Consider the following 19,117-nt stretch of genomic DNA (forward strand, 5'->3'; position numbering starts at 1 on the left):
AAGGCTATTATAACAATGCTTAGTATCGAAAACCTCACCGTCTCCGTCGACACCAAGACCATCCTCAAGGGCCTGAACCTGAACGTTCCGGCGGGCGAAGTCCACGCCATCATGGGCCCCAATGGCGCGGGCAAATCGACGCTCGGCTACACGCTGGCCGGTCGCCCGAACTACGAGGTCGCGCAGGGCGCGGTCGATTTCAACGGCGAAGACCTGCTGGAGATGGAGGTGCATGAACGCGCCGCCGCCGGTCTGTACCTGTCGTTCCAGTATCCGCTGGAAATCCCCGGCGTTCCGGCCCTGACCTTCATCCGCACGGCGCTCAACGCCCAGCGCAAGCTGCGTGGGGAAGACGAAATGAGCGCGCCGGAGTTCCTCAAAACGACGCGCGAACTGGCCAAGACGCTGAAAATCGACATGGACATGCTGAAGCGTCCGCTCAATGTCGGTTTCTCCGGCGGCGAAAAGAAGCGCATGGAAGTGCTGCAAATGGCGCTGCTCAAGCCGAAGTTCCTGATCCTCGACGAGACGGATTCCGGCCTCGATATCGACGCGCTCAAGGTCGTGTCGGACGGCGTCAATGCCCTGCGCGCGCCGGACCGCGCTATGCTGGTCATCACCCACTATCAGCGCCTGCTCGATCATATCAAGCCGGATCGCATACATATCCTTGTGGACGGCAAGATCGTCCATTCCGGCGGTCCTGAACTGGCGCTGGAACTGGAAGCGCACGGCTACGACCGTTATCTCGGTGAGGCCGCGTAATGGCCTTCGACCTGACCCCGCTCGACCTGTTCGATCCGTCGTCCTACCCGACGCGACGGAACGAGGAGTGGAAATATAGCGACCTCGCGCGCGTGTTGCGGGATGTGCCGTCGCGCACCGCTCTGACGCATCTGCAAGCCGCGACCGGCGATTTCGGCGGCTTCTACTGGCATTGCGCCGGTGACGGGCAACTGGGTGATCTGCAAGCGGCTGTCACCAAGGCCATTCAGGTCTCTGGCGGCCGTCTTTACCTCGACCTGAGCGATGTCGGGGAAGAGGGCGCGGTCGCTGGCTACCAAGGCGAAGGCCGTATCGCGCTGGGCGCGGACGAACACCTGATCCTGCTCGAAGACTATAGCGGCGCGCTCGATTACGCCGCAAACACCACCTTGCATTTCGACCTGGCCGAAGGCGCATCGCTGACCCGCGTGGTCATCCTCGATGAGCCCGAAACCGCCGTGTCGGTGCGCCGTTCGACCGTCAAAACCGCGCCGGGCAGCGTGTTCAAACAATACGTCTTTGCGACCGGCGCGAAGTTCCAGCGTTTCGAAACGCATGTCGAACATGCCGGTCATGGCGCGCATGTCGAGATGCACGGCGCCTATCTGCTCAAGGACACGGCGCATTTCGACTACACCACCCGCGTCAATCACGCCGAAATCGACGGCACGACCGAGCAACTGATCAAGGGCCTCGTCAAGGACCGCGCCACAGCGGTATTTCAGGGCAGGATTTATGTCGAAAAGGGCGCCGACGGCACCGACGCGCGGATGCGCCATCAGGCCCTGATGCTCAATGACGGGGCGCATGTGCGCGCCAAGCCGGAGCTTGAAATTTACGCCGACGACGTGCAATGCGCCCACGGCAATACGATTGGCGCTTTGGACGAGGCGGCGCTGTTCTTCTGCCAGTCGCGCGGTATGCCCGAAGACACAGCGCGCGCCCTGCTGATGCAGGCCTTCGTCGTGCCGGTCGCCGAGCAGATCGAGGACGAGGCCCTGCGCGAGATGGTCCTGAACTGGATCGAGGACAAGGCCGGAGGGTTCTATGCCCTTTGACGTCGACGCCGTCCGCCGCGATTTTCCGATCCTCAGCCGCGAAATTAACGGCAAGCCGCTGATCTATCTCGATTCCGGGGCTTCGGCACAGAAGCCGAAGGCCGTGATCGACGCCATGAGCCACCACATGGCGCAGTCCTACGCCAATGTGCACCGGGGCCTGCATCGGTTAGCCAACGAGGTCACCGACGCCTTCGAAGCGGCGCGCGAAACCGTCGCTAAATTCATCAACGCCGCACGGCCGGAAGAGGTGATCTTCACAAAGTCGGCCACCGAGTCGATCAATCTGGTCGCCCAGACCTGGGGGCTGGCGCTCAAAGCCGGCGATGAAATCCTAATCTCGGAACTAGAGCATCACGCCAATATCGTGCCGTGGCACATGCTGGCGCAGCGTACCGGCGCGGTGCTGAAATGGGTGCCGATCCTCGATGACGGCAGCCTCGATATGGCGGCGTTTGATCAATTATTGACCGAGCGCGTCAAGCTGGTTGCCATCGCGCATATGTCGAACGTTCTGGGCACGATCAACCCGGTTCAGGAGATCGTTCAGAAGGCCCATGCGGTCGGCGCTAAGGTGCTGATCGACGGCTGTCAGGGTGTGGTTCACTTACCGGTGGACGTACAGGCGCTCGGCTGCGACTTCTATGCCTTTTCGGCGCATAAGCTGTATGGACCTACCGGTCTGGGCGTCCTGTGGGGGCGCTACGACCTGCTGGAGGCCATGCCCCCGTGGCAGGGCGGCGGCGAGATGATCGCTCACGTTAGCAAGGAACGGATTACCTATGCCGAGCCACCGCATCGTTTCGAAGCGGGTACGCCAGCGATCCTTGAGGTCATTGGCCTGAAGGCCGCCATCGACTGGCTGTCGCAATGGGACCGCGAGGCCGCTGTGGCGCACGAAATGGCGCTCTATGAACGCGCCCATGCGGGGCTTAAAACCATCAATTCTGTGCGTATCCACGGCGAAGCTAAAGAAAAAGGGTCTATCCTGACCTTTTCTTTGGGTTCGGCCCACGCCCACGACGTTGCGCAAATCCTCGATCGCTACAATATAGCGGTGAGGGCGGGGACGCACTGCGCCGAACCGCTGATGACGCGTCTGGGCGTGACCTCGACCGTGCGCGCCTCGATCGCCATCTACAATACCGAAGCCGAAATCGACGCGCTGATTACCGCCGTCGCCAAGGCCCAATCCTTCTTTGAGTAAACCCATGTCCCAGCACGAGATCATTTCCCTGTCCGGCGAAGAGCCGCAAGCCGAGCTGTTTTCAGCCGAGGAAACGACGGCGGTCGAACCGCTGCCGCAGGAAGAACTCGATCGTCTGACCGACGAACTGATCGCCGCGTTCAAGACGGTGTTCGACCCCGAAATCCCGGTCGATATCTACGAACTGGGGCTGATCTACCGCGTCGATGTCAATGATAACCGCGAAGTCGTGGTCGATATGACCCTGACCGCGCCGGGCTGCCCGGTGGCGGGTGAGATGCCGGGGTGGGTGCAAAACGCCGTCATGGGCGTGCGCGGCGTCGCAGACTGCACGGTCAATCTGGTCTTTGAACCGCCTTGGGAGTCGTCGAAGATGAGCGACGAGGCCAAGTTACAACTGAATATGTTTTAGTATCATGGGGGAAACGGGTTTCCCCCATGCGCCCCCTTCCTAGGTAAAGCACAGAGACGATCATGGACATTCAGCCGAGCATTACCCCGCGTATACGCCGCCCGCGTCCAGCCGTGGTATCTCTGACCGAGGCTGCGGCCCATCAGGTCAAGTCGATCATGGCACGTGCTGAACAGCCCTATGTCGGCCTGCGCGTCGGCGTGAAGGCTGGCGGCTGTGCCGGTCAGGAATACGTCCTGTCCTATGCCGAAAGCATCGACCCGCTTGATGAGGTGGTCAAGGACAAGGACGTCACCATCCTGATCGAGCCCAAGGCGGTGCTCTATCTGGTCGGCACAGTCATCGATTTTGAGACGACCAAGCTGGCCTCGAAGTTCGTCTTCAATAATCCGAACGAAACCGACGCCTGTGGGTGCGGCGAGAGCGTCACCATCGTGCCGGTCGCCAAGGATTAAACGGCAGGCACGGTATCCAGCCAGTCGAGCGCTTCGTCGAGGCTCTCAAACGTCTGGATAAAAGCCTTGGGGAACATGTCTTCCATACTCCCCAGGCGCGGTCTGTCGAACGGGTCGGTGGAAATCAGCGCTAGACGTTTGCGCGGCGGGGGCGGTGAACCTGCCATTTCCGCCAGATATTTTCCGGCGCGCAACAGGTCCAGCACTTCGACATAACCGTCGGCAGAGCGCATATCCATAATACGATCATAGAGCCAGGGATGGCCAAGCGTGCCGTACAGCTTGATCAACGCATCGATCAGGGCGGTGCTTTCATACCGTCCCCGCACGGTGATGATCAGACGTTGTTTCTCAGCGTCTATAAGATGGCTGATGCGGAAGGTCGCAGGCATGGACGGCACTCGTAGCTTTGGTGCCATCACCGTAGCCTACAGGCCTTAAGAAAGGCCTGATGACAGCTCAATTTTGATAATTATTCAACGGTTTGCGCGAGGGTGTTGGAGGTTTTGTCGCGCTTCGCCGCCCTCTCAGGCGTTTCATCGATAAGAACCGATGGCTGAATCGACAGACCGGTGGCCTCGGCGATCAGGGCCTGGGTATGGTCCTCTATCCGTGATTGCAGTGTGGCCATGAAGGTGTTCTTGTCGAGCCCGACGGGGATGGGTTCGAGAAATTGCAGGACCGCCGTGCCGGGCGTTTTCTTGTACTGCATTTCCTGCCAGAACAGGCCGAGATTGGTAGCTACCGGCACGACGGGACGCTGGAAATTCTTGTACATGTGCCAGACGCCGGAACGGTAACGGCGATAGGTACCCGGCGCATTCAGGTGGCCTTCGGGGTAGATCAGGATGTGGCGGCCGTCGCGGGCGGCTTCGGCAGAACGCTGGCTTAGGTTCTTGCGCGCTTCGTGACCACCGCAGTTATTGACGACGATGGCGCCCAACTTGCGCAGGAGCGTGCCCATCATCGGATATTTCTCCAGATGGTCGCCGGTGACGAAGGCCAGATCCGAGAACTGAGAGTAGATGCTGAAACCGTCGCCCCACGATTGGTGCTTGGCCGCAAAGATGACCGGTTCGGCAGGCACGTTTTCACGGCCGCGGATGTCCAGCTTGATACCCGCGACAGCGTCCATCGCCCACACCATGCGCCGCGTATAGCGTTGGATGATCCACAGAACCGGCTTGCGTCCGGGGAGCAACGACAGGATGAGGGCGGCAAGGCTGTAGACAATCGAAAACAGCCAGTAGACGACGGCAAACGCGAACGAGCGCATGAGGAACCTGCAACAAAAAAGACAGGGCAATGCTGCCCTGTCTGCATATTTGCATAAATTTGAACAACGTTCAAATTATTATTTCAGGTCGCTTTCTACGCGGCGTTGGCGCCCTTGCGCGTACCGGGTGCGCAGGTGACCATGTTACGGCCATTGTTCTTGGACTGGTAAAGCGCCTTGTCGGCCCGATCGAGCAGATCGAAGGCGTCTTCGCCGAATTCACGCTGAGCCAGGCCCGCCGAAATCGTGACGGTGCCGAGGTCTTCGTTGGTCGAGCGGCGCTTGAGGACGCGCGAAGCGATTTCCTGACGGGCTTCGTTGAGCAGACGTTCGACCGAGGCCATGGATTCATTCGGGAAAATCATGCCGAATTCTTCGCCACCGTAACGGGCGGCCAGACGCGGTGCACGGCCCATCCGCGACAGGACCGACGCTACGTAACGCAGAACCTGATCGCCCGTCTGATGGCCCCAGGTATCGTTGAAGCGCTTGAAATGGTCGATATCGAGCACGGCCAAAGTCACGACATTACCGTCATCGCCTTCGCAATGCTTGTCCAGCGCTTCGTCGAAAGATTTGCGGTTGGCGAGGTTGGTCAGGGCGTCGGTCATGGCTTCCATGCGCACTTGATCGAGATGCTTGCGCAGACGGGCAACTTCGCGCGAGGATTCGTTGAGGCGCGTTTCCAGTGAGCCGTGCTGATCGATGACCTTATTGGTAGCGGCGGTCAGATTGTCGACCAGCGAGCGCAGGCGCACAGCATCGACGTCGACCATCGAATCTTTCGCGCCGAGCAGGGTCTGATTGTAAACCTTCTGAGCCTTCTGGGCTTCGGTAATGACGTCGGTCACCGAGGCCAGTTCGCGGGTCAGCTTTAGGCCAGCGTCGCGGACCTCGTCATTGAGCTTCATGCGCGTGATAAATTTAGAAGCGAGGCTTTCCGAAATTTCCTCGGTGATCTTTTCGCCGGAACCGATCAGGCGGCGGATCTCCTGCGCCAGGGCGGATTCGGGATCACCCGCGACATAGAGCCAGATTTCATAATTGAGCGGCGTCGGCCAGACATCGTGCAGTTCCATCATTCGGATGGCTTCCTGCGCGAGCGTATAGGCGTTGGGGCTGCGTACGCTGACTTCTATGTCGTTATTCATAGCTTCCTCATGTCACACTGATTCGCGGTGACACGACGAGCCTATGCCAATTTCTCTGACAGCCGGTTAACGGCCGAATTTATTTTTATCTTATTTCTCAGTTACGGTAAGCACTGCGTAGAAGGAAGGCCGGAACGTGGGCGCCGAAGCCGGCGCCGTCACTATCCTTATCGTTTGAATATTCAGGCTTTTTATCTGACTTGGTGCGGGGTTCCGCTGCGGGCTTCGACTCGGCGGGAACCGACTTCACACTTGCGCGGCGGCGTGATTTTTTTTCGGGTATTGCGGTTGCTACCGCCTCAGAGGTGGCAATCGAATCAACTTCCGGTGTGGCACCGACGTCGGTGACGGGCAAGGGGGCGGCTTCGACCGGCTCCATCGAGACGCCTTCGGACGCCTTGACGGGACGCGAACGTCCGCGCGGCGAGCGCTCGCGACCCTTGCGCTCGGGGCGTTCCGGACGGACATCTTCAAGACCGGTCCAGTCGACTTCCAGTTCGAGAGGTGCGGGCTCTTTCTTGATGAGTTTCAAAACCTTGTCGTAGTTCTTCTCATCCTGTGGCGAGAGGATGAGGTAGGCTTCGCCGGTACGACCTGCGCGACCGGTACGACCGATACGGTGGACATAGTCGTCGGCGTGGATCGGCACATCGAAGTTGAAAACGTGGCCGACATTGGGAATATCGAGGCCGCGGGCGGCCACATCTGATGCAACCAAAAGCTTCAATTCGCCCTTGCGGAAGGCATCGAGTGTCTTCATGCGCAGGCTTTGATCGAGGTCGCCGTGGATCGGCGCGGCGTTGAAACCATGCACCGACAGAGACTTGGCGACGATATCGACGTCGCTCTTACGGTTGCAGAAGACGATGCCGTTGGTGATATCGAGCTGTCCGATCAGGGTCCGCAGCGCCATACGCTTGGCCTTGGCCATCGTCTTGGAGTCTTTTTGCGGCACGCGATAGACGTATTGCGTAATGCTTTCGTTGGTCGAGGCGGGGCGCGAAACTTCAATCCGGACCGGATTTTTCAGGAATTGCTCGGTCAGGCGCGTGATTTCAGGCGGCATGGTGGCTGAGAAGAACAAGGTCTGGCGCGACGGCGGCGTCAGCTTGAAGATGCGTTCGATGTCCGGGATGAAACCCATGTCGAGCATCCGGTCGGCTTCGTCGACGACCATCAACTGCACGCCGTTGAGCATGACCTTCGAGCGTTCGAACAGGTCGAGCAAGCGGCCCGGCGTGGCGATCAGAACATCGACGCCCTTGTCCAGTTTGGCGACCTGATCCGACATCGACACGCCACCGATAAGCAGCGCCCAGTTCAGTTTGCAATATTTGGCGTATTTCTCGAAGGCTTCGGCGACCTGATCGGCCAGTTCGCGCGTGGGCGCCAGCACGATGGCGCGCGGCATACGGGCGCGCGAACGCCCCGAGGCCAGTTTCTCAATCATCGGCAGGGTGAAGGCCGCGGTCTTACCCGTACCCGTCTGCGCGATCCCCAGAACATCGAGCCCGACAAGGGCGATGGGGATAGCCTGTTCCTGAATCGCGGTCGGCGTGTCGTAGCCGGTATCGGCAACGGCTTTGAGGATTTCAGGGCTGAGGCCTAGATCGGTAAACTTGGTCATTAAGCTTTGCGTTTGGGGGCAGAGGGAAAGTAAACGGGAAAATCGCCTTCGAGCCCGCGCGAATCTGGCGCGAAACCGGCGCAAATCCGCACCGTGAAAGGCTTTGCGCCTCTAGTACCAGATTTTGCGCAAAATGACAGAAGTTTATTAAGTGGGCCTGAACCCGTCTAAACGTCGAGGTCTTCGGTGACGAATTCGGCGTTTTGCTGGATATATTTGAAGCGCAGTTCGGGTTTGCGACCCATCAGGGTCTCGACCAGATCCTCAATCTCAGTCTCGTTTTCCGGCAGAGTCACCCGCGCCAGGGTCCGTGTCTTCGGGTCCATGGTGGTTTCCTTCAACTGCGCCGGCATCATCTCCCCGAGGCCCTTGAAGCGGCCGATTTCGGGCTTCTTGCCCTTGAATTCGGTTTCCAGCAGTTCCAGACGGTGTGCGTCGTCCTTGGCATACATGGTCTTGGCGCCGTGGCTGATACGGTAGAGCGGCGGCATAGCCAGGTACAGGTTACCGTTGCGCACCATCCCAGGCATACTGCGGTAGAAGTAGGTGATCAACAGCGAGGCGATGTGCGCGCCGTCGACGTCGGCATCGGTCATGATGACGATGCGTTCATAGCGCAGGTCGTCTTCCTTGAAGCGCGCCCCGGGTTGCACCCCCAGCGCCAGACCGAGATCGGACAGTTCCTGATTGGACTTCGCCTTGTCGGCGGTCGCCGAGGCGATGTTGAGAATCTTGCCGCGTAGGGGCAGGATAGCCTGTGTGTTGCGGTTGCGCGCCTGCTTGGCCGAACCACCAGCCGAGTCACCTTCGACGATGAACAGTTCGGTGCCGTGGGCGTCCTGACGGGCGCAGTCGGCCAGCTTGCCCGGCAGACGCAGCTTGCGCGTCGCCGAAGCGCGCTGGACTTCCTTGTCCTTGCGCTTCTTCAAACGCTCTTCGGCGCGTTCGACGACGAATTGGAGCAATTTGTCGGCCTGTTTCGGCGAGGAGATCAGCCAGTGATCGAATGGGTCGGCGAGCGCCTTTTCAACCAGTTTCTGCGCGTCGGACGACGACAGGCGATCCTTGGTCTGGCCCTGAAATTCCGGGTTCTTGATGAACACCGAAATGACCACACCGGCCTGAGCCACCACATCTTCGGCGGTGACGATGCCGCCGCGCTTGTCGCCGGTCATTTCGGCATAGGATTTCAACGAGCGGGTCAGGGCGGCGCGAAGCCCGGCTTCGTGGGTGCCGCCGTCCGGGGTGGGAATTGTGTTACAGTAGGACTGCGTAAAGCCATCGAATTCACCGAACCCTGCGCCTGACCAGGTTACCGCCCATTCGACTGCACCCGCCTCACCCTTGCGCTCCACGCGACCCGAGAAGATATCGGTGACGGTTTCGGTTTCCAGCACGCGTTCGGCCAGATAGTCGGCCAGACCGTTGGGAAAATAGAACTTGTCTTCGGTCGGCGTGTGGTCGGTGATGTGGTTGGCCGCGCACTTCCAGTGGATTTGCACGCCGCGGAACAAATAGGCCTTGGCCTTGGCCATACGATACAGACGTGCCGGTTTGAAATGCGCGCCAACGCCGAAGATTTCAGGATCGGGCAGAAAGCGTTCGCGGGTGCCGCGCTTCTTCGACGGGCCGATCTGCTGGATGGGACCGAGGCTCAGGCCTTTGGAGAAGTTCTGCTGCCATTCAAACCCATCGCGCCAGACCGTGACTTCGAGATGCTCGGACAGGGCGTTGACGACGGAGACGCCGACGCCGTGCAGGCCGCCGGAGGTTTCATAGGCCTTGCCGGAGAACTTGCCGCCGGAGTGCAGAACGGTCATGACGACTTCGAGGGCCGACTTGCCGGGATATTTCGGGTGCGGATCGACGGGTATGCCGCGACCATCGTCGCGTACCGAGAGATAGCCTTCCGTATCCAGTTCGACCCAGATGGCCTTGGCATGTCCGGCCACGGCTTCGTCCATGGCGTTATCGAGTACTTCCGCGAATAGGTGGTGCAACGCCTTTTCGTCTGTGCCACCGATATACATGCCCGGGCGCTTGCGGACCGGTTCCAGCCCCTCCAGCACTTCGATCGACGATGCGCCATAGCCTTCGGCGGTCATGGCGGACGGCGCATTTATGGTGGCTTCGGGCTTGGCCTGCACCACGACGGGCTTGGTCGCCTTGCTCTCTTCGGCAGCTGGCTTGGGCGTGTCACCGCCGAACAGGGAGGGTTGGGGAATAGGATCGGACATGACATTCACTGTGAACTGATTCGCCGGGCAGGTGCGTGACGCAACTGTCGCAGGTCTGGAACAATCCATAAACAAAAAGGCCGCAAACCCCAAGGGGCTTGCGACCGATTTCTGTGGCTTACGCCGTAAGGTGCTTAGAAAGCCGCCTTAAGGGTCAACGCGATTTGCGGCTTGTAGAGGTTACGGCCTGCGACAGCGCCCAGGTCATGATCGCCGGTGTCCCAGTAGCGGGCATCGATCGACAGGTTCTCGGTCAGGGCGTAGGCAACGCCGGCGTTCCAGGTCGTGTATTCCGAACCGGCTTCGTACTTGCCAATGGCGCCCGAAACCGACCACTTGTCGGCGATCGGATAGGCGGCGTTCAGTTCGTAGTACGGAGTTTCCAGCGTTTCCCAGTTGGCGTAGATGGCGGCGCCGATCGTGCCCTTGCCCATCGGGTGCGAGAAACCAGCCTTCAGTTCACCGAAGTTCAGGCCGTCTTCGTCCGGATAGGAGTAATAGATGGCGCCGAAATCGAACGACCAGTCACCCACGGTCGGCTTGACACCGGCATACAGGTCGAGTTCCAGCGACGCGTCGGTGCCGAAATCAACGTTCGAACCCCACGCACCGGCGTAGAAGCTGCCGTTGGTGTAGTCGATGCCGGCCTGAACGGCGGCTTCTTTGTTGGTTTGCGACACGCCGCGCCAGACGTAGTTGTTGGTGGCGGCAATGTTGTAGCTCAGGGCGCCTTCGGCCGAAGCGGCACCGGCGACGAGGGCGCTGGCGGCGACAGCGGCGGCGAGGAGGAATTTCTTCATGATCTGTATCCTGTTTATGATTCGGATTATTCTTGGGCCGCAATGAAACCAGGATCACAATGACATCCGGGTCGTGGCACGACTTGCAAATCTATGTTGAATTTAGCAATTTTTTCGTCGAGTGCCAGTACCCGCATGTCGTTTCAACCTGTTTGATGTAAAATTGTCACTTTTTCTTAATTCGCGCCTCGCCAAGGTGGTTCGGATTTATAGGTTTGAATTATAATGGGTTTTTAAACTGTCTAAATGGCTTGGTCCGTTATGGGTTGGAAGATACGCAACGAGGATATCGATCCACTGCGTGCCTCAGGTCACGCCCGAAAATAAAAAGGCCGCCCGTAATAACGGGCGACCTTTCCATTGCTTAGGCAAAGACGATTCGTCTTAGAAAGCGGCCTTGATCGTAGCGACGACGCGCTCGTCCATGCCCTTGACGTCTTCGCTGGAGTTGTAATAACGCAGATCCAGCGAAATCTTGTCGGTCATGCCAAAGGTGCCGCCCAGATTCCAGGTGTCGTATTCGCCACCGGCGGCGAACTTCTGGGTGCCGTAGGCGAGCGAAACGACGGCTTTTTCGGTGATCGGATAGGCGACGTTGACTTCACCATAGGACGTGTCGAACATATCGTCGGTGTTGGTGTAGTAGGCGGCGCCGATGGTGCCTGCACCCAGCGGATAGGTAACGGCGGCCTTGAGCTCGGTGGCGTTCAGGTCATCTTCCTGCGGATAGGCGTAGTAGAGCACGCCCAGATCGAAGCTGAACTTGCCGACGGTTGGCTTGACGCCAGCGTACAGGTCGAGTTCGTAATCGGCCTTGGAACCGAAATCGACGTTCGACGCCCAGGTGCCGGCGTAGAAGATGCCGTTGGTGTAGTCGATGCCGCCCTGAATGGCCGGGTCTTCATTGGTCTGCGAGATGCCGCGGAACACGTAGTCCGTGGTGGCGGCAATGTTGTAGCTGAAAGTGCCTTCGGCCGAAGCGGCACCGGCGGCGAGAAGGGCGGAGGTCGCGGCAGCGGCGATCAAAAACTTTTTCATGATTACTTCCTCAGATTGGATTCGTTATGGCTTTGCCAAACCTGAATGTTTCCTGTACGCGCGACTATGTGTGAAGTTTTTGTGATGCCGCAGGGTTAACATACAGAGATTATGATCTGAGCCAAGGGTGTGATGATTAAACAAGATTAGTGTGCCATAATTGCAATCAATGTGGCGAGAATATGAATTAAACTCTTGTAATGTATAAAAATAGGGCGTCCGAAAAACGGACGCCCTATCTTATTTGTGCAACAGGTTCTGTTGTGACTTAGTGATGGACTTCGTCGTGAAGCGCCGAGTCGAGACCCAGTTCTTCATCGGCTTCCGACACCCGCAGCCCCGTCGTGAACTTGCAGATCACGAGGATAATGAAGGTACCGACGGCCGACCAAGCGATGGTGAACAGCAGACCGTAGAGCTGCGTCATCACGTTGGCGCCTTCCGACAGGCTGTTGATCGCCGGATCGGCGAAGACGCCGGTCAGGATCGCGCCGAGGAAGCCACCTGCGCCGTGGATGCCGAAGGCGTCCAGCGAGTCATCGTAGCCCAGCAGCTTCTTCACCCAAGAGGCGAAGATGTAGCAGAACGGACCAGCCAGCAGACCGATGATCAGGGCGCCGGTCGGGTTGACGAAGCCAGCGGCCGGGGTGATGGCCACGAGGCCAGCCACGATACCCGACAGGATGCCGAGCAGCGAAGGCTTGCGACGGATGGTCCATTCGACCAGCTTCCACGACAGACCGGCAGCGAGTGCAGCCAGAAGCGTGTTGAGCAGGGCGGCGGCACCGATGCCATCGGGAGCCCAAGCGGAGCCGGCGTTGAAGCCGATCCAGCCCACGAACAGCAGCGAGCAGCCGATCATGACGAAGATCAGGTTGTTCGGCGCCATTTCTTCGGTGCCGTAACCCTTACGACGGCCGAGGAAGATAGCGGCCACCAGACCAGCGACGCCGGAGTTGACGTGAACGACGGCGCCACCGGCGAAGTCGAGAACGCCCATGCCGCCCATGTAGCCGCCGCCCCAGACTTGGTGGCAGATCGGTGCATAGACGAAGACCGACCACAGGGCCATGAACAGGATCAGGCCCGAAAGCTTGATGCGTTCGGCGAAGGCGCCGGTGATGAGGGCCGGGGTGATGATCGCGAAGGTCATCTGATAGGAAATCCACAGCATTTCAGGCAGGCCGGGGGCCAGGCTGAACGCCGTTTCCTTGGTGACGCCCTTCAGCAGGAAGGTGTCGAAGCCGCCGATGAACTTGTTGACGGTTTCGCCCGGAACGCCGAACAGATCGCTGCCGACGCCGAAGGAGATCGAGTAACCGACGACGTACCACAGCAGACCGGCAACGCACGAAACGGCGACCGATTGCGTGACCGTAGCGATGACGTTTTTCTTACGCACCATGCCGCCGTAGAACAGGGCCAGACCCGGAAGGGTCATCATCAGAACCAGGGCGGTGGAGAGGAAGACGAAGGAAGAAGCGGCGCCGTCGAGTTCGAGCGGAGCCTGGTGGGCGAGCAGCTTCGGCGCTTCGGCTTCAGCAGCTTCGACCGGGGTGGCGGCTTCGGAGGCAGCGACCGATTCGGACGCAGCGGCCTCAGCCGTCACAGCCGCCGCGTGAGCGACGGTGATGACCGGTGAGGTCATCAAAAGAGCGGCAGCCGCGGCGGCCACTCGGGTAAGTTTGATCCACGTTTTCAAGTTATCCCCCTTGGATAAGCGGATATTGCACACGCGAAGAGTGCCGCTATTGGCTTGTTTCGCAAAGGGTTTTATTGCGTTAATACATGGGCAACGGGCGCTGGGCGGGCTATTGCGTCATTTATGTGTCTAATTGCGCCTCACGCGCGCGCAAATCCAATAAAGACATTTGGTATCTTTTGTAACTAATTTAATTTCTTTTGAAACTAAAAAAGTTGACCTAACGTAATCATCAATTTTGATGAAATTCAGAGTCGCCTCAAGCAAAACGAGCCGCCCTGAAACAGGACGGCTCGCATCGTTTGGCTAGTTTTAACCCGACTCTCAGGTCAGATTAGCACTTGTAGTACAGTTCGAATTCGACCGGGTGCGGACGCAGTTCGAGCATCATGACTTCTTCCATCTTCAGGTCGATGTACGAGTCGATGAAGTCGTCGTCGAACACGCCGCCCTTCTTCAGGAAGGCACGGTCCTTGTCGAGGTTTTCCAGAGCTTCACGGAGCGAACCGCAGACTTCCGGAACGAGCTTACGCTCTTCGGGCGGCAGGTGGTAGAGATCCTTGTCGGCGGGGCCGCCCGGATCCATACGGTTTTCGATACCGTCGAGACCGGCCATCAGCAGGGCGGTGAAGGTCAGGTAGGGGTTGCCCATCGGGTCCGGGAAACGGGCTTCGATGCGCTTGCCCTTCGGCGAGGAGACCCACGGAATACGGATCGAGGCCGAACGGTTGCGGGCCGAATAGGCCAGCTTCACCGGGGCTTCGTAGCCGGGAACCAGACGCTTGTAGGAGTTGGTCGTCGAGTTGGCGAAGGCGTTGATGGCCTTGGCGTGCTTGATGATGCCGCCGATGAACCACAGGCAGAGGTCCGACAGACCGGCATACTTGTCGCCGGCGAACAGCGGCTTGCCGCTCTTCCAGATCGACATGTGGACGTGCATGCCCGAACCGTTGTCGCCGAACAGCGGCTTGGCCATGAAGGTGGCCGTCTTGCCGTAGGCGTGGGCGACGTTCTGAACGACGTACTTGTAGAGCTGAAGACGGTCGGCCATGGTCAGCATGTCCGAGAACTTCAGACCGAGTTCGTGCTGGGCGGGTGCCACTTCGTGGTGGTGCTTTTCCGGCTCCATGCCGAGTTCGCCCATGACGGCGAGCATTTCGCCGCGCAGGTCCTGGCACGAGTCGACCGGGTTGACGGGGAAGTAGCCGCCCTTGGGTCCCGGGCGGTGGCCCATGTTACCTTCGGGATAGACCTTGGACGAATTGTGCGGGAATTCGCTCGAATCGAACGAGAATCCCATGTCGTCCGGCTTGATCGACCAGCGCACGTCGTCGAACAGGAAGAATTCGGCTTCCGGGCCGAAGTACACGGTGTCGCCGATACCGGCGGCTTGCGTGTAGGCGAGAGCCTTCTTGGCGATCGAGCGCGGGTCGCGGTTATAGGGTTCGTTGGTGTCGGGGTTCACGACGTCGCAGAACAGGAACAGGGTCGTCTGCTGATAGAAGGGGTCGATATAGGCCGTCTTCAGGTCAGGACGCAGCTTCATGTCGGATTCGTTGATGGCTTTCCAGCCGGCAATCGACGAACCGTCGAACATGGTGCCGTCGGTCAGAAACTCCTCGTCGACCAGATCGATGTCGAAGGTCACGTGCTGCATCTTGCCGCGCACGTCGGTGAAACGAACGTCTACGTACTTGACGTCTTTTTCTTTGATAAGCTTGAGGATGTCATCTGCTGTCATTTTTTGACGCCTTAGTTCCTGGGTGAGGGTAGTGAGAAGTTTAGACGGCTTGCGGCCCCGACTCCCCGGTGCGGATGCGGACGACATCGAGGATGTCGCTCACAAAGATTTTGCCGTCGCCGATCTTGCCGGTGCGGGCCGCGGTCTGGATCGCTTCCAGTGCGGCCGGGGCGAGGTCGTCGGCGACAACCAGTTCGATTTTGATCTTCGGCAGAAAATCAACGACATATTCCGCACCGCGGTACAGTTCGGAATGTCCTTTCTGGCGGCCGTAGCCTTTGGCTTCCAGAACGGTCATGCCCTGCACGCCGATTTCCTGAAGGGCTTCCTTCACTTCATCCAGCTTGAAAGGCTTGATAACAGCTTCGATCTTTTTCATGAGCTATCCTGATCGCACGACCGTCAGCCGAAAATCTTGTGCATTGCGCGAGAATGCAAGCCAGATTCGGGGGTGACGGCTCACTTGACTGTAAAGATTTATTACTTTGCGTGAACGCTTGTGGTCCTGCCTTTAGACCCAGACGCCGCCAATTTCAAAAAGAAAATGCGGGCAAAAGCCGATTTTAAGCCAGAAAAAGAAGAATCTCATTCAAGGACTTAAGGCAAATTCGCGGAATCGGCGAAAACTGATTTCGGTTGAAATTAGATTGTCTTGCCCCGAAGGAAAGGGTGAAAATGACGACGTTATGACGGTCGGTATTGCAGGTGCGAATTCATGCCGTCGGGCTGACGATTAATCGTGGAAAAATGGGCCCACGGTCGCTTGCGACTTGACCCGGAACAGGCATTGCGGCTAGGGCTGCCCCGTTGCGGTCGTGGCGGAACTGGTAGACGCACTGGGTTTAGGTTCCAGCGCCGCGAGGCGTGGAGGTTCGAGTCCTCTCGACCGCACCAACAGATGGACGGGACGTCGCTTCAAGCCGTTCCGTCCGGTCTTTTTCCTTAGCATGATTTTATGTTAGGCCTGACCCGAACCTATCGGAGGGCATATGACCGTCTTTATAGCCTTGTTGCGTGGCGTCAATGTCGGTGGCAATAACAAGCTGCCGATGAAGGATTGGCGCGGGACCATGGAAGGTCTCGGTCATACGCGTGTCCGCACCTATATTCAGAGCGGCAATGCGGTATTCGAATCCGACCGCCCGGCGTCGGATATCGCCTCTGATATGACGCAGGCTATCGGTGAGGTCTTCGGGTTCCGGCCGTCCTGTGTCGTCTTGACCTTAGGTCAGGTCGAGGCGGCTCTGGCGGCGTGTCCGTTCAAGTCGGAGGGCGAAAACGCGCACAAACTGGTGCATGTGTTTTTCCTCAACGGCCCGGTTAAAAGCTACGATCCTGACGGCTTGCAGGTGCTGGCGACGCAGGATGAAGCCTTCCATATGACGGACAGCGTCTTCTATCTCTACACGCCGCAGGGTTTTGGTGTCTCAAAGGTGGCGGAAAAGCTCGGCAAATATCTGAAAGGTGACATGACGGCGCGTAACCTGCGGACGGTCGAAACTCTGATCGGAATGGCACGCGAATAAAAGTTGCGATTTGAAATTTAAATTATGATTTTATTTTGCAATTTATTAATTTCATCAAACTGTCAGATAGTTAAGACTGAATTCAACGGTAGGATGGAAGACGTTCGGACGCCGTTCGAACAGGGCCAGACTGAGTAACTGGTTCCAGTTGGCGGCGCGCGTCAGACCCTTGATGAACAGCTTGCGGTCCAGATGGAAAATCATCTCCATGCCGGGTACGACATGGTCGGTGAAGCTGTAACGCGCGCAGGGCGTGCTGCTGATATTGCCATCCGCATCCACCTCAAGATTGTCATAAAGCGTGAAGGCGACGCTCTGGGCGATGGTTACGCTGTCGTCACGCATCTTGCGGCTGTAATTGGCGTAGGCGCGTGTGAACAAGGTATCGAGCTCTGTATCGCGGATACCAATGTCGTCGAAGCTATCGTGCGCATAGGCATCCGTCATATGGTCGTGAACGGCGGCGGTGCGGTCGGGCTGGGCAGGGGGCAAGTCGAAGGTGACGCCCAACGTCGTGAGATCAAGAGTCTGCCCACCTTCAATGGTAAAGGCCTTGGTTCGACCGTTCAGGGTCGATTGCAGCGTTTCGAAATCGGGTTGGGCGATCCAGCGGTTCAGCGGCGCGAAGCGGCCCGGAATGATATAGGTGCCGCCCGCCGGGAAGTAGGCACGCGGTTGGAGGATATCGATAATGGCAGAGAACTTGTCCAGCGACCGCGCAATGACGGCAGTTTGCTCGGCGTCGCGATCGCAGGCGATGAAACTTTGCGGGTAGGGGCTGGCCGCGCCGGTGGCCAGACAGACGCAATCGAGATCGCCGAAGGTCTTGCTGATAAAGGTCTTCAATGCCTTATAGTTATCGAGCGACAGCGGATTATCGACCTGATTGAAAAAGGTCTCGCCGTCGGCGTGGATCACGATGGAGGTATCCAGATCGTAGTCGATCTCATCGTCCAGCGCCGCATTATTGCTGGTCATCTGCGGAACAATGGCGAATTGCAAGTTTTTAAATGCGGTGGCCTGTAGGGCAGGCACTTCAATAACCGTTTCGACACCGAGCGCCTTAATACGTTTGAGCAGGGTCTTGTTATTGAAGTCTTTTATGATGAACGGTTTGCCGGTAAGGCTTGCCGCTTTTAGAAGCGTCGGGTCGAAATGATCGGCGTGAAGGTGCGAAATATAGACCGCGTCGCAATCGGCCATGAACGCATAAAGCGTCTCCGGATCGAATTCCGGAAAGCTGCGCCAGCCGCCTTCGTTGGCCGTGCCTGCCCACGGATCGCAGAGCAGTTTCGTGCCGCCGCCTTCGATTTTTAAAAACGAATTGTTGAGGTGAGTGATATTCATCCCGGTTTGCGCCCGATCGCGAACAACGAGGTCGAACGCCCTTTTAGCCACGACGGCGCGAAACGGTTGTCCCCGCGAAACGGCAGCAGGTAGCGCGCTTTCCAGAAGCGGTTCTTGCCCTGATAATACCAGTCGGGTTTGCAGCGCAGCCCCGGGAACACCGAAACGCCTTCGAGGCCCGTCAGGGTCATGACCTTGGCCAAGCTGTGCGGCGTATAGGGCTTCACATGCGTCGGGTCGTTGTAAAAGTTTTTGAAATCCATCTGAAAGTTGGGCGTCGACAGAATGACGCCGCCGCCGGGACGCACCACGCGCATCGCTTCGGACAGAAACAGGGCCGGATCGCGCAAGTGCTCGATGACGGCCAGCGACACGAACAGATCGACGCTGTGGTCGGGCAGGGGCAGGCGGCCCGTCTCGAAATCGATATCGCCGATGTCGAGCCCCAGATAGTCGAAGCCGCGTTGTCGCACGGCGGGCTCTATGTACCGGTCGCCGCAACCCGCATCGATCAACGCACCGGCTTCGGGCTGCATGATCTGAGGATAACCCGCCAGTCGCGCCAGTATGTCGAAGGTCAGGAGTTCGCGTTCGCCCTGAGCCACGCGATGTGGCGCAGCCGTGCCACCCAAGCCGGCATTCCGGTCGTGGAAATACTGTGTCTTGAGGCTGTCCGGCATTTCGCTCATAGGATGAATTAGCGACGATTCTGGGGGGCGAACAAGGCGCGCTCTTGCCAAGCCCCGCGTCTCAGGTAGTGTCACAGGTTACTGAA

General features: G+C 58.5%; 18 protein-coding genes and 1 tRNA gene. 7 read left to right on the forward strand and 12 right to left on the reverse strand.

Annotated features, from left to right (window positions below):
* Window positions 1-15: 15 nt before the first annotated feature.
* From sufC to AEYBE204_RS37860, 5 genes are all read left to right on the forward strand, one after another.
* Window positions 16-765: a Fe-S cluster assembly ATPase SufC gene (gene sufC / locus AEYBE204_RS37840; protein WP_023463874.1), complete on the forward strand. Its 750-nt coding sequence runs from the start codon at window positions 16-18 to the stop codon at window positions 763-765.
* Window positions 765-1,823, forward strand: coding sequence for a Fe-S cluster assembly protein SufD (gene sufD, locus AEYBE204_RS37845; RefSeq protein WP_023463875.1), 1,059 nt, complete (start codon window positions 765-767; stop codon window positions 1,821-1,823). The genes sufC and sufD overlap by 1 nt, the downstream gene beginning before the upstream one ends.
* Window positions 1,813-3,030, forward strand: a complete 1,218-nt coding sequence (locus AEYBE204_RS37850) for an aminotransferase class V-fold PLP-dependent enzyme (RefSeq protein ID WP_023463876.1) — start codon at window positions 1,813-1,815, stop codon at window positions 3,028-3,030. Before sufD ends, AEYBE204_RS37850 begins: the two co-directional genes overlap by 11 nt.
* 4 nt (window positions 3,031-3,034) lie before the next feature.
* Complete coding sequence (locus AEYBE204_RS37855) at window positions 3,035-3,442, forward strand: SUF system Fe-S cluster assembly protein (RefSeq protein ID WP_023463877.1); 408 nt, start codon at window positions 3,035-3,037, stop codon at window positions 3,440-3,442.
* 62 nt (window positions 3,443-3,504) lie between these two features.
* Window positions 3,505-3,897: an iron-sulfur cluster assembly accessory protein gene (locus AEYBE204_RS37860; RefSeq protein ID WP_023463878.1), complete on the forward strand. Its 393-nt coding sequence runs from the start codon at window positions 3,505-3,507 to the stop codon at window positions 3,895-3,897.
* On the opposite strand, the gene AEYBE204_RS37865 is transcribed toward AEYBE204_RS37860, so the two are convergent.
* From AEYBE204_RS37865 to AEYBE204_RS37910, 10 genes are all read right to left on the reverse strand, one after another.
* The gene (locus AEYBE204_RS37865; RefSeq protein WP_023463879.1) at window positions 3,894-4,289 is read right to left on the reverse strand and encodes a hypothetical protein; all 396 of its coding nucleotides are present in this window, start codon (window positions 4,287-4,289) and stop codon (window positions 3,894-3,896) included. The two genes, AEYBE204_RS37860 and AEYBE204_RS37865, sit on opposite strands and share 4 nt — an antisense overlap.
* Window positions 4,290-4,369: 80 nt before the next feature.
* Window positions 4,370-5,173: a 1-acyl-sn-glycerol-3-phosphate acyltransferase gene (locus tag AEYBE204_RS37870; protein ID WP_023463880.1), complete on the reverse strand. Its 804-nt coding sequence runs from the start codon at window positions 5,171-5,173 to the stop codon at window positions 4,370-4,372.
* A 95-nt stretch (window positions 5,174-5,268) separates the two neighbouring features.
* The gene (locus AEYBE204_RS37875) at window positions 5,269-6,324 is read right to left on the reverse strand and encodes a GGDEF domain-containing protein (protein WP_023463881.1); all 1,056 of its coding nucleotides are present in this window, start codon (window positions 6,322-6,324) and stop codon (window positions 5,269-5,271) included.
* A 97-nt stretch (window positions 6,325-6,421) separates the two neighbouring features.
* A complete protein-coding gene (locus AEYBE204_RS37880) occupies window positions 6,422-7,951 on the reverse strand; it encodes a DEAD/DEAH box helicase (RefSeq protein WP_023463882.1) in 1,530 nt (509 codons plus the stop codon).
* A gap of 167 nt (window positions 7,952-8,118) precedes the next feature.
* The gene (parE, locus tag AEYBE204_RS37885; RefSeq protein WP_023463883.1) at window positions 8,119-10,188 is read right to left on the reverse strand and encodes a DNA topoisomerase IV subunit B; all 2,070 of its coding nucleotides are present in this window, start codon (window positions 10,186-10,188) and stop codon (window positions 8,119-8,121) included.
* Window positions 10,189-10,322: 134 nt separating this feature from the next.
* Window positions 10,323-10,988 carry a TorF family putative porin gene (locus tag AEYBE204_RS37890; RefSeq protein ID WP_023463884.1) on the reverse strand — a complete coding sequence of 222 codons (666 nt, stop codon included), beginning with the start codon at window positions 10,986-10,988 and terminating at the stop codon, window positions 10,323-10,325.
* A 384-nt stretch (window positions 10,989-11,372) separates the two neighbouring features.
* On the reverse strand, window positions 11,373-12,026 hold the full coding sequence (locus AEYBE204_RS37895; RefSeq protein ID WP_023463885.1) for a TorF family putative porin: 654 nt from the start codon (window positions 12,024-12,026) through the stop codon (window positions 11,373-11,375).
* 268 nt (window positions 12,027-12,294) lie between these two features.
* The gene (locus tag AEYBE204_RS37900) at window positions 12,295-13,728 is read right to left on the reverse strand and encodes an ammonium transporter (protein WP_023463886.1); all 1,434 of its coding nucleotides are present in this window, start codon (window positions 13,726-13,728) and stop codon (window positions 12,295-12,297) included.
* Window positions 13,729-14,062: 334 nt separating this feature from the next.
* A complete protein-coding gene (glnA, locus tag AEYBE204_RS37905; protein WP_023463887.1) occupies window positions 14,063-15,469 on the reverse strand; it encodes a type I glutamate--ammonia ligase in 1,407 nt (468 codons plus the stop codon).
* Between the two features lie 40 nt (window positions 15,470-15,509).
* Window positions 15,510-15,848, reverse strand: a complete 339-nt coding sequence (locus AEYBE204_RS37910; protein WP_023463888.1) for a P-II family nitrogen regulator — start codon at window positions 15,846-15,848, stop codon at window positions 15,510-15,512.
* Window positions 15,849-16,278: 430 nt separating this feature from the next.
* Here AEYBE204_RS37910 and AEYBE204_RS37915 point away from each other — a divergent pair.
* A tRNA-Leu gene (locus AEYBE204_RS37915) sits at window positions 16,279-16,363 on the forward strand.
* A gap of 95 nt (window positions 16,364-16,458) precedes the next feature.
* Entirely contained in the window at window positions 16,459-16,995 is a 537-nt protein-coding gene (locus tag AEYBE204_RS37920) for a DUF1697 domain-containing protein (RefSeq protein WP_023463889.1), read from the forward strand.
* Between the two features lie 54 nt (window positions 16,996-17,049).
* Here AEYBE204_RS37920 and AEYBE204_RS37925 read toward each other — a convergent pair whose 3' ends face one another.
* Both AEYBE204_RS37925 and AEYBE204_RS39725 read right to left on the reverse strand, forming a co-directional pair.
* Window positions 17,050-18,342 carry an MBL fold metallo-hydrolase gene (locus AEYBE204_RS37925; RefSeq protein WP_023463890.1) on the reverse strand — a complete coding sequence of 431 codons (1,293 nt, stop codon included), beginning with the start codon at window positions 18,340-18,342 and terminating at the stop codon, window positions 17,050-17,052.
* Window positions 18,339-19,031 carry a bifunctional 2-polyprenyl-6-hydroxyphenol methylase/3-demethylubiquinol 3-O-methyltransferase UbiG gene (locus AEYBE204_RS39725; RefSeq protein ID WP_023463891.1) on the reverse strand — a complete coding sequence of 231 codons (693 nt, stop codon included), beginning with the start codon at window positions 19,029-19,031 and terminating at the stop codon, window positions 18,339-18,341. Before AEYBE204_RS39725 ends, AEYBE204_RS37925 begins: the two co-directional genes overlap by 4 nt.
* Window positions 19,032-19,117 lie beyond the last annotated feature (86 nt).

Source organism: Asticcacaulis sp. YBE204 (assembly GCF_000495855.1).
GTDB lineage: Bacteria > Pseudomonadota > Alphaproteobacteria > Caulobacterales > Caulobacteraceae > Asticcacaulis.

What these genes read in the sequence shown, in the direction of transcription:
- sufD (WP_023463875.1), top strand. Translation starts at nt 765, where the DNA reads ATGGCCTTCGACCTGACCCCGCTCGACCTGTTCGATCCGTCGTCCTAC.
- sufC (WP_023463874.1), top strand. Translation starts at nt 16, where the DNA reads ATGCTTAGTATCGAAAACCTCACCGTCTCCGTCGACACCAAGACCATC.
- AEYBE204_RS37925 (WP_023463890.1), bottom strand. Translation starts at nt 18,342, where the DNA reads ATGAATATCACTCACCTCAACAATTCGTTTTTAAAAATCGAAGGCGGC.
- AEYBE204_RS37920 (WP_023463889.1), top strand. Translation starts at nt 16,459, where the DNA reads ATGACCGTCTTTATAGCCTTGTTGCGTGGCGTCAATGTCGGTGGCAAT.
- AEYBE204_RS37855 (WP_023463877.1), top strand. Translation starts at nt 3,035, where the DNA reads ATGTCCCAGCACGAGATCATTTCCCTGTCCGGCGAAGAGCCGCAAGCC.
- AEYBE204_RS37850 (WP_023463876.1), top strand. Translation starts at nt 1,813, where the DNA reads ATGCCCTTTGACGTCGACGCCGTCCGCCGCGATTTTCCGATCCTCAGC.
- glnA (WP_023463887.1), bottom strand. Translation starts at nt 15,469, where the DNA reads ATGACAGCAGATGACATCCTCAAGCTTATCAAAGAAAAAGACGTCAAG.
- AEYBE204_RS37865 (WP_023463879.1), bottom strand. Translation starts at nt 4,289, where the DNA reads ATGCCTGCGACCTTCCGCATCAGCCATCTTATAGACGCTGAGAAACAA.
- parE (WP_023463883.1), bottom strand. Translation starts at nt 10,188, where the DNA reads ATGTCCGATCCTATTCCCCAACCCTCCCTGTTCGGCGGTGACACGCCC.
- AEYBE204_RS37895 (WP_023463885.1), bottom strand. Translation starts at nt 12,026, where the DNA reads ATGAAAAAGTTTTTGATCGCCGCTGCCGCGACCTCCGCCCTTCTCGCC.
- AEYBE204_RS37860 (WP_023463878.1), top strand. Translation starts at nt 3,505, where the DNA reads ATGGACATTCAGCCGAGCATTACCCCGCGTATACGCCGCCCGCGTCCA.
- AEYBE204_RS37870 (WP_023463880.1), bottom strand. Translation starts at nt 5,173, where the DNA reads ATGCGCTCGTTCGCGTTTGCCGTCGTCTACTGGCTGTTTTCGATTGTC.
- AEYBE204_RS37910 (WP_023463888.1), bottom strand. Translation starts at nt 15,848, where the DNA reads ATGAAAAAGATCGAAGCTGTTATCAAGCCTTTCAAGCTGGATGAAGTG.
- AEYBE204_RS37875 (WP_023463881.1), bottom strand. Translation starts at nt 6,324, where the DNA reads ATGAATAACGACATAGAAGTCAGCGTACGCAGCCCCAACGCCTATACG.
- AEYBE204_RS37880 (WP_023463882.1), bottom strand. Translation starts at nt 7,951, where the DNA reads ATGACCAAGTTTACCGATCTAGGCCTCAGCCCTGAAATCCTCAAAGCC.
- AEYBE204_RS39725 (WP_023463891.1), bottom strand. Translation starts at nt 19,031, where the DNA reads ATGAGCGAAATGCCGGACAGCCTCAAGACACAGTATTTCCACGACCGG.
- AEYBE204_RS37890 (WP_023463884.1), bottom strand. Translation starts at nt 10,988, where the DNA reads ATGAAGAAATTCCTCCTCGCCGCCGCTGTCGCCGCCAGCGCCCTCGTC.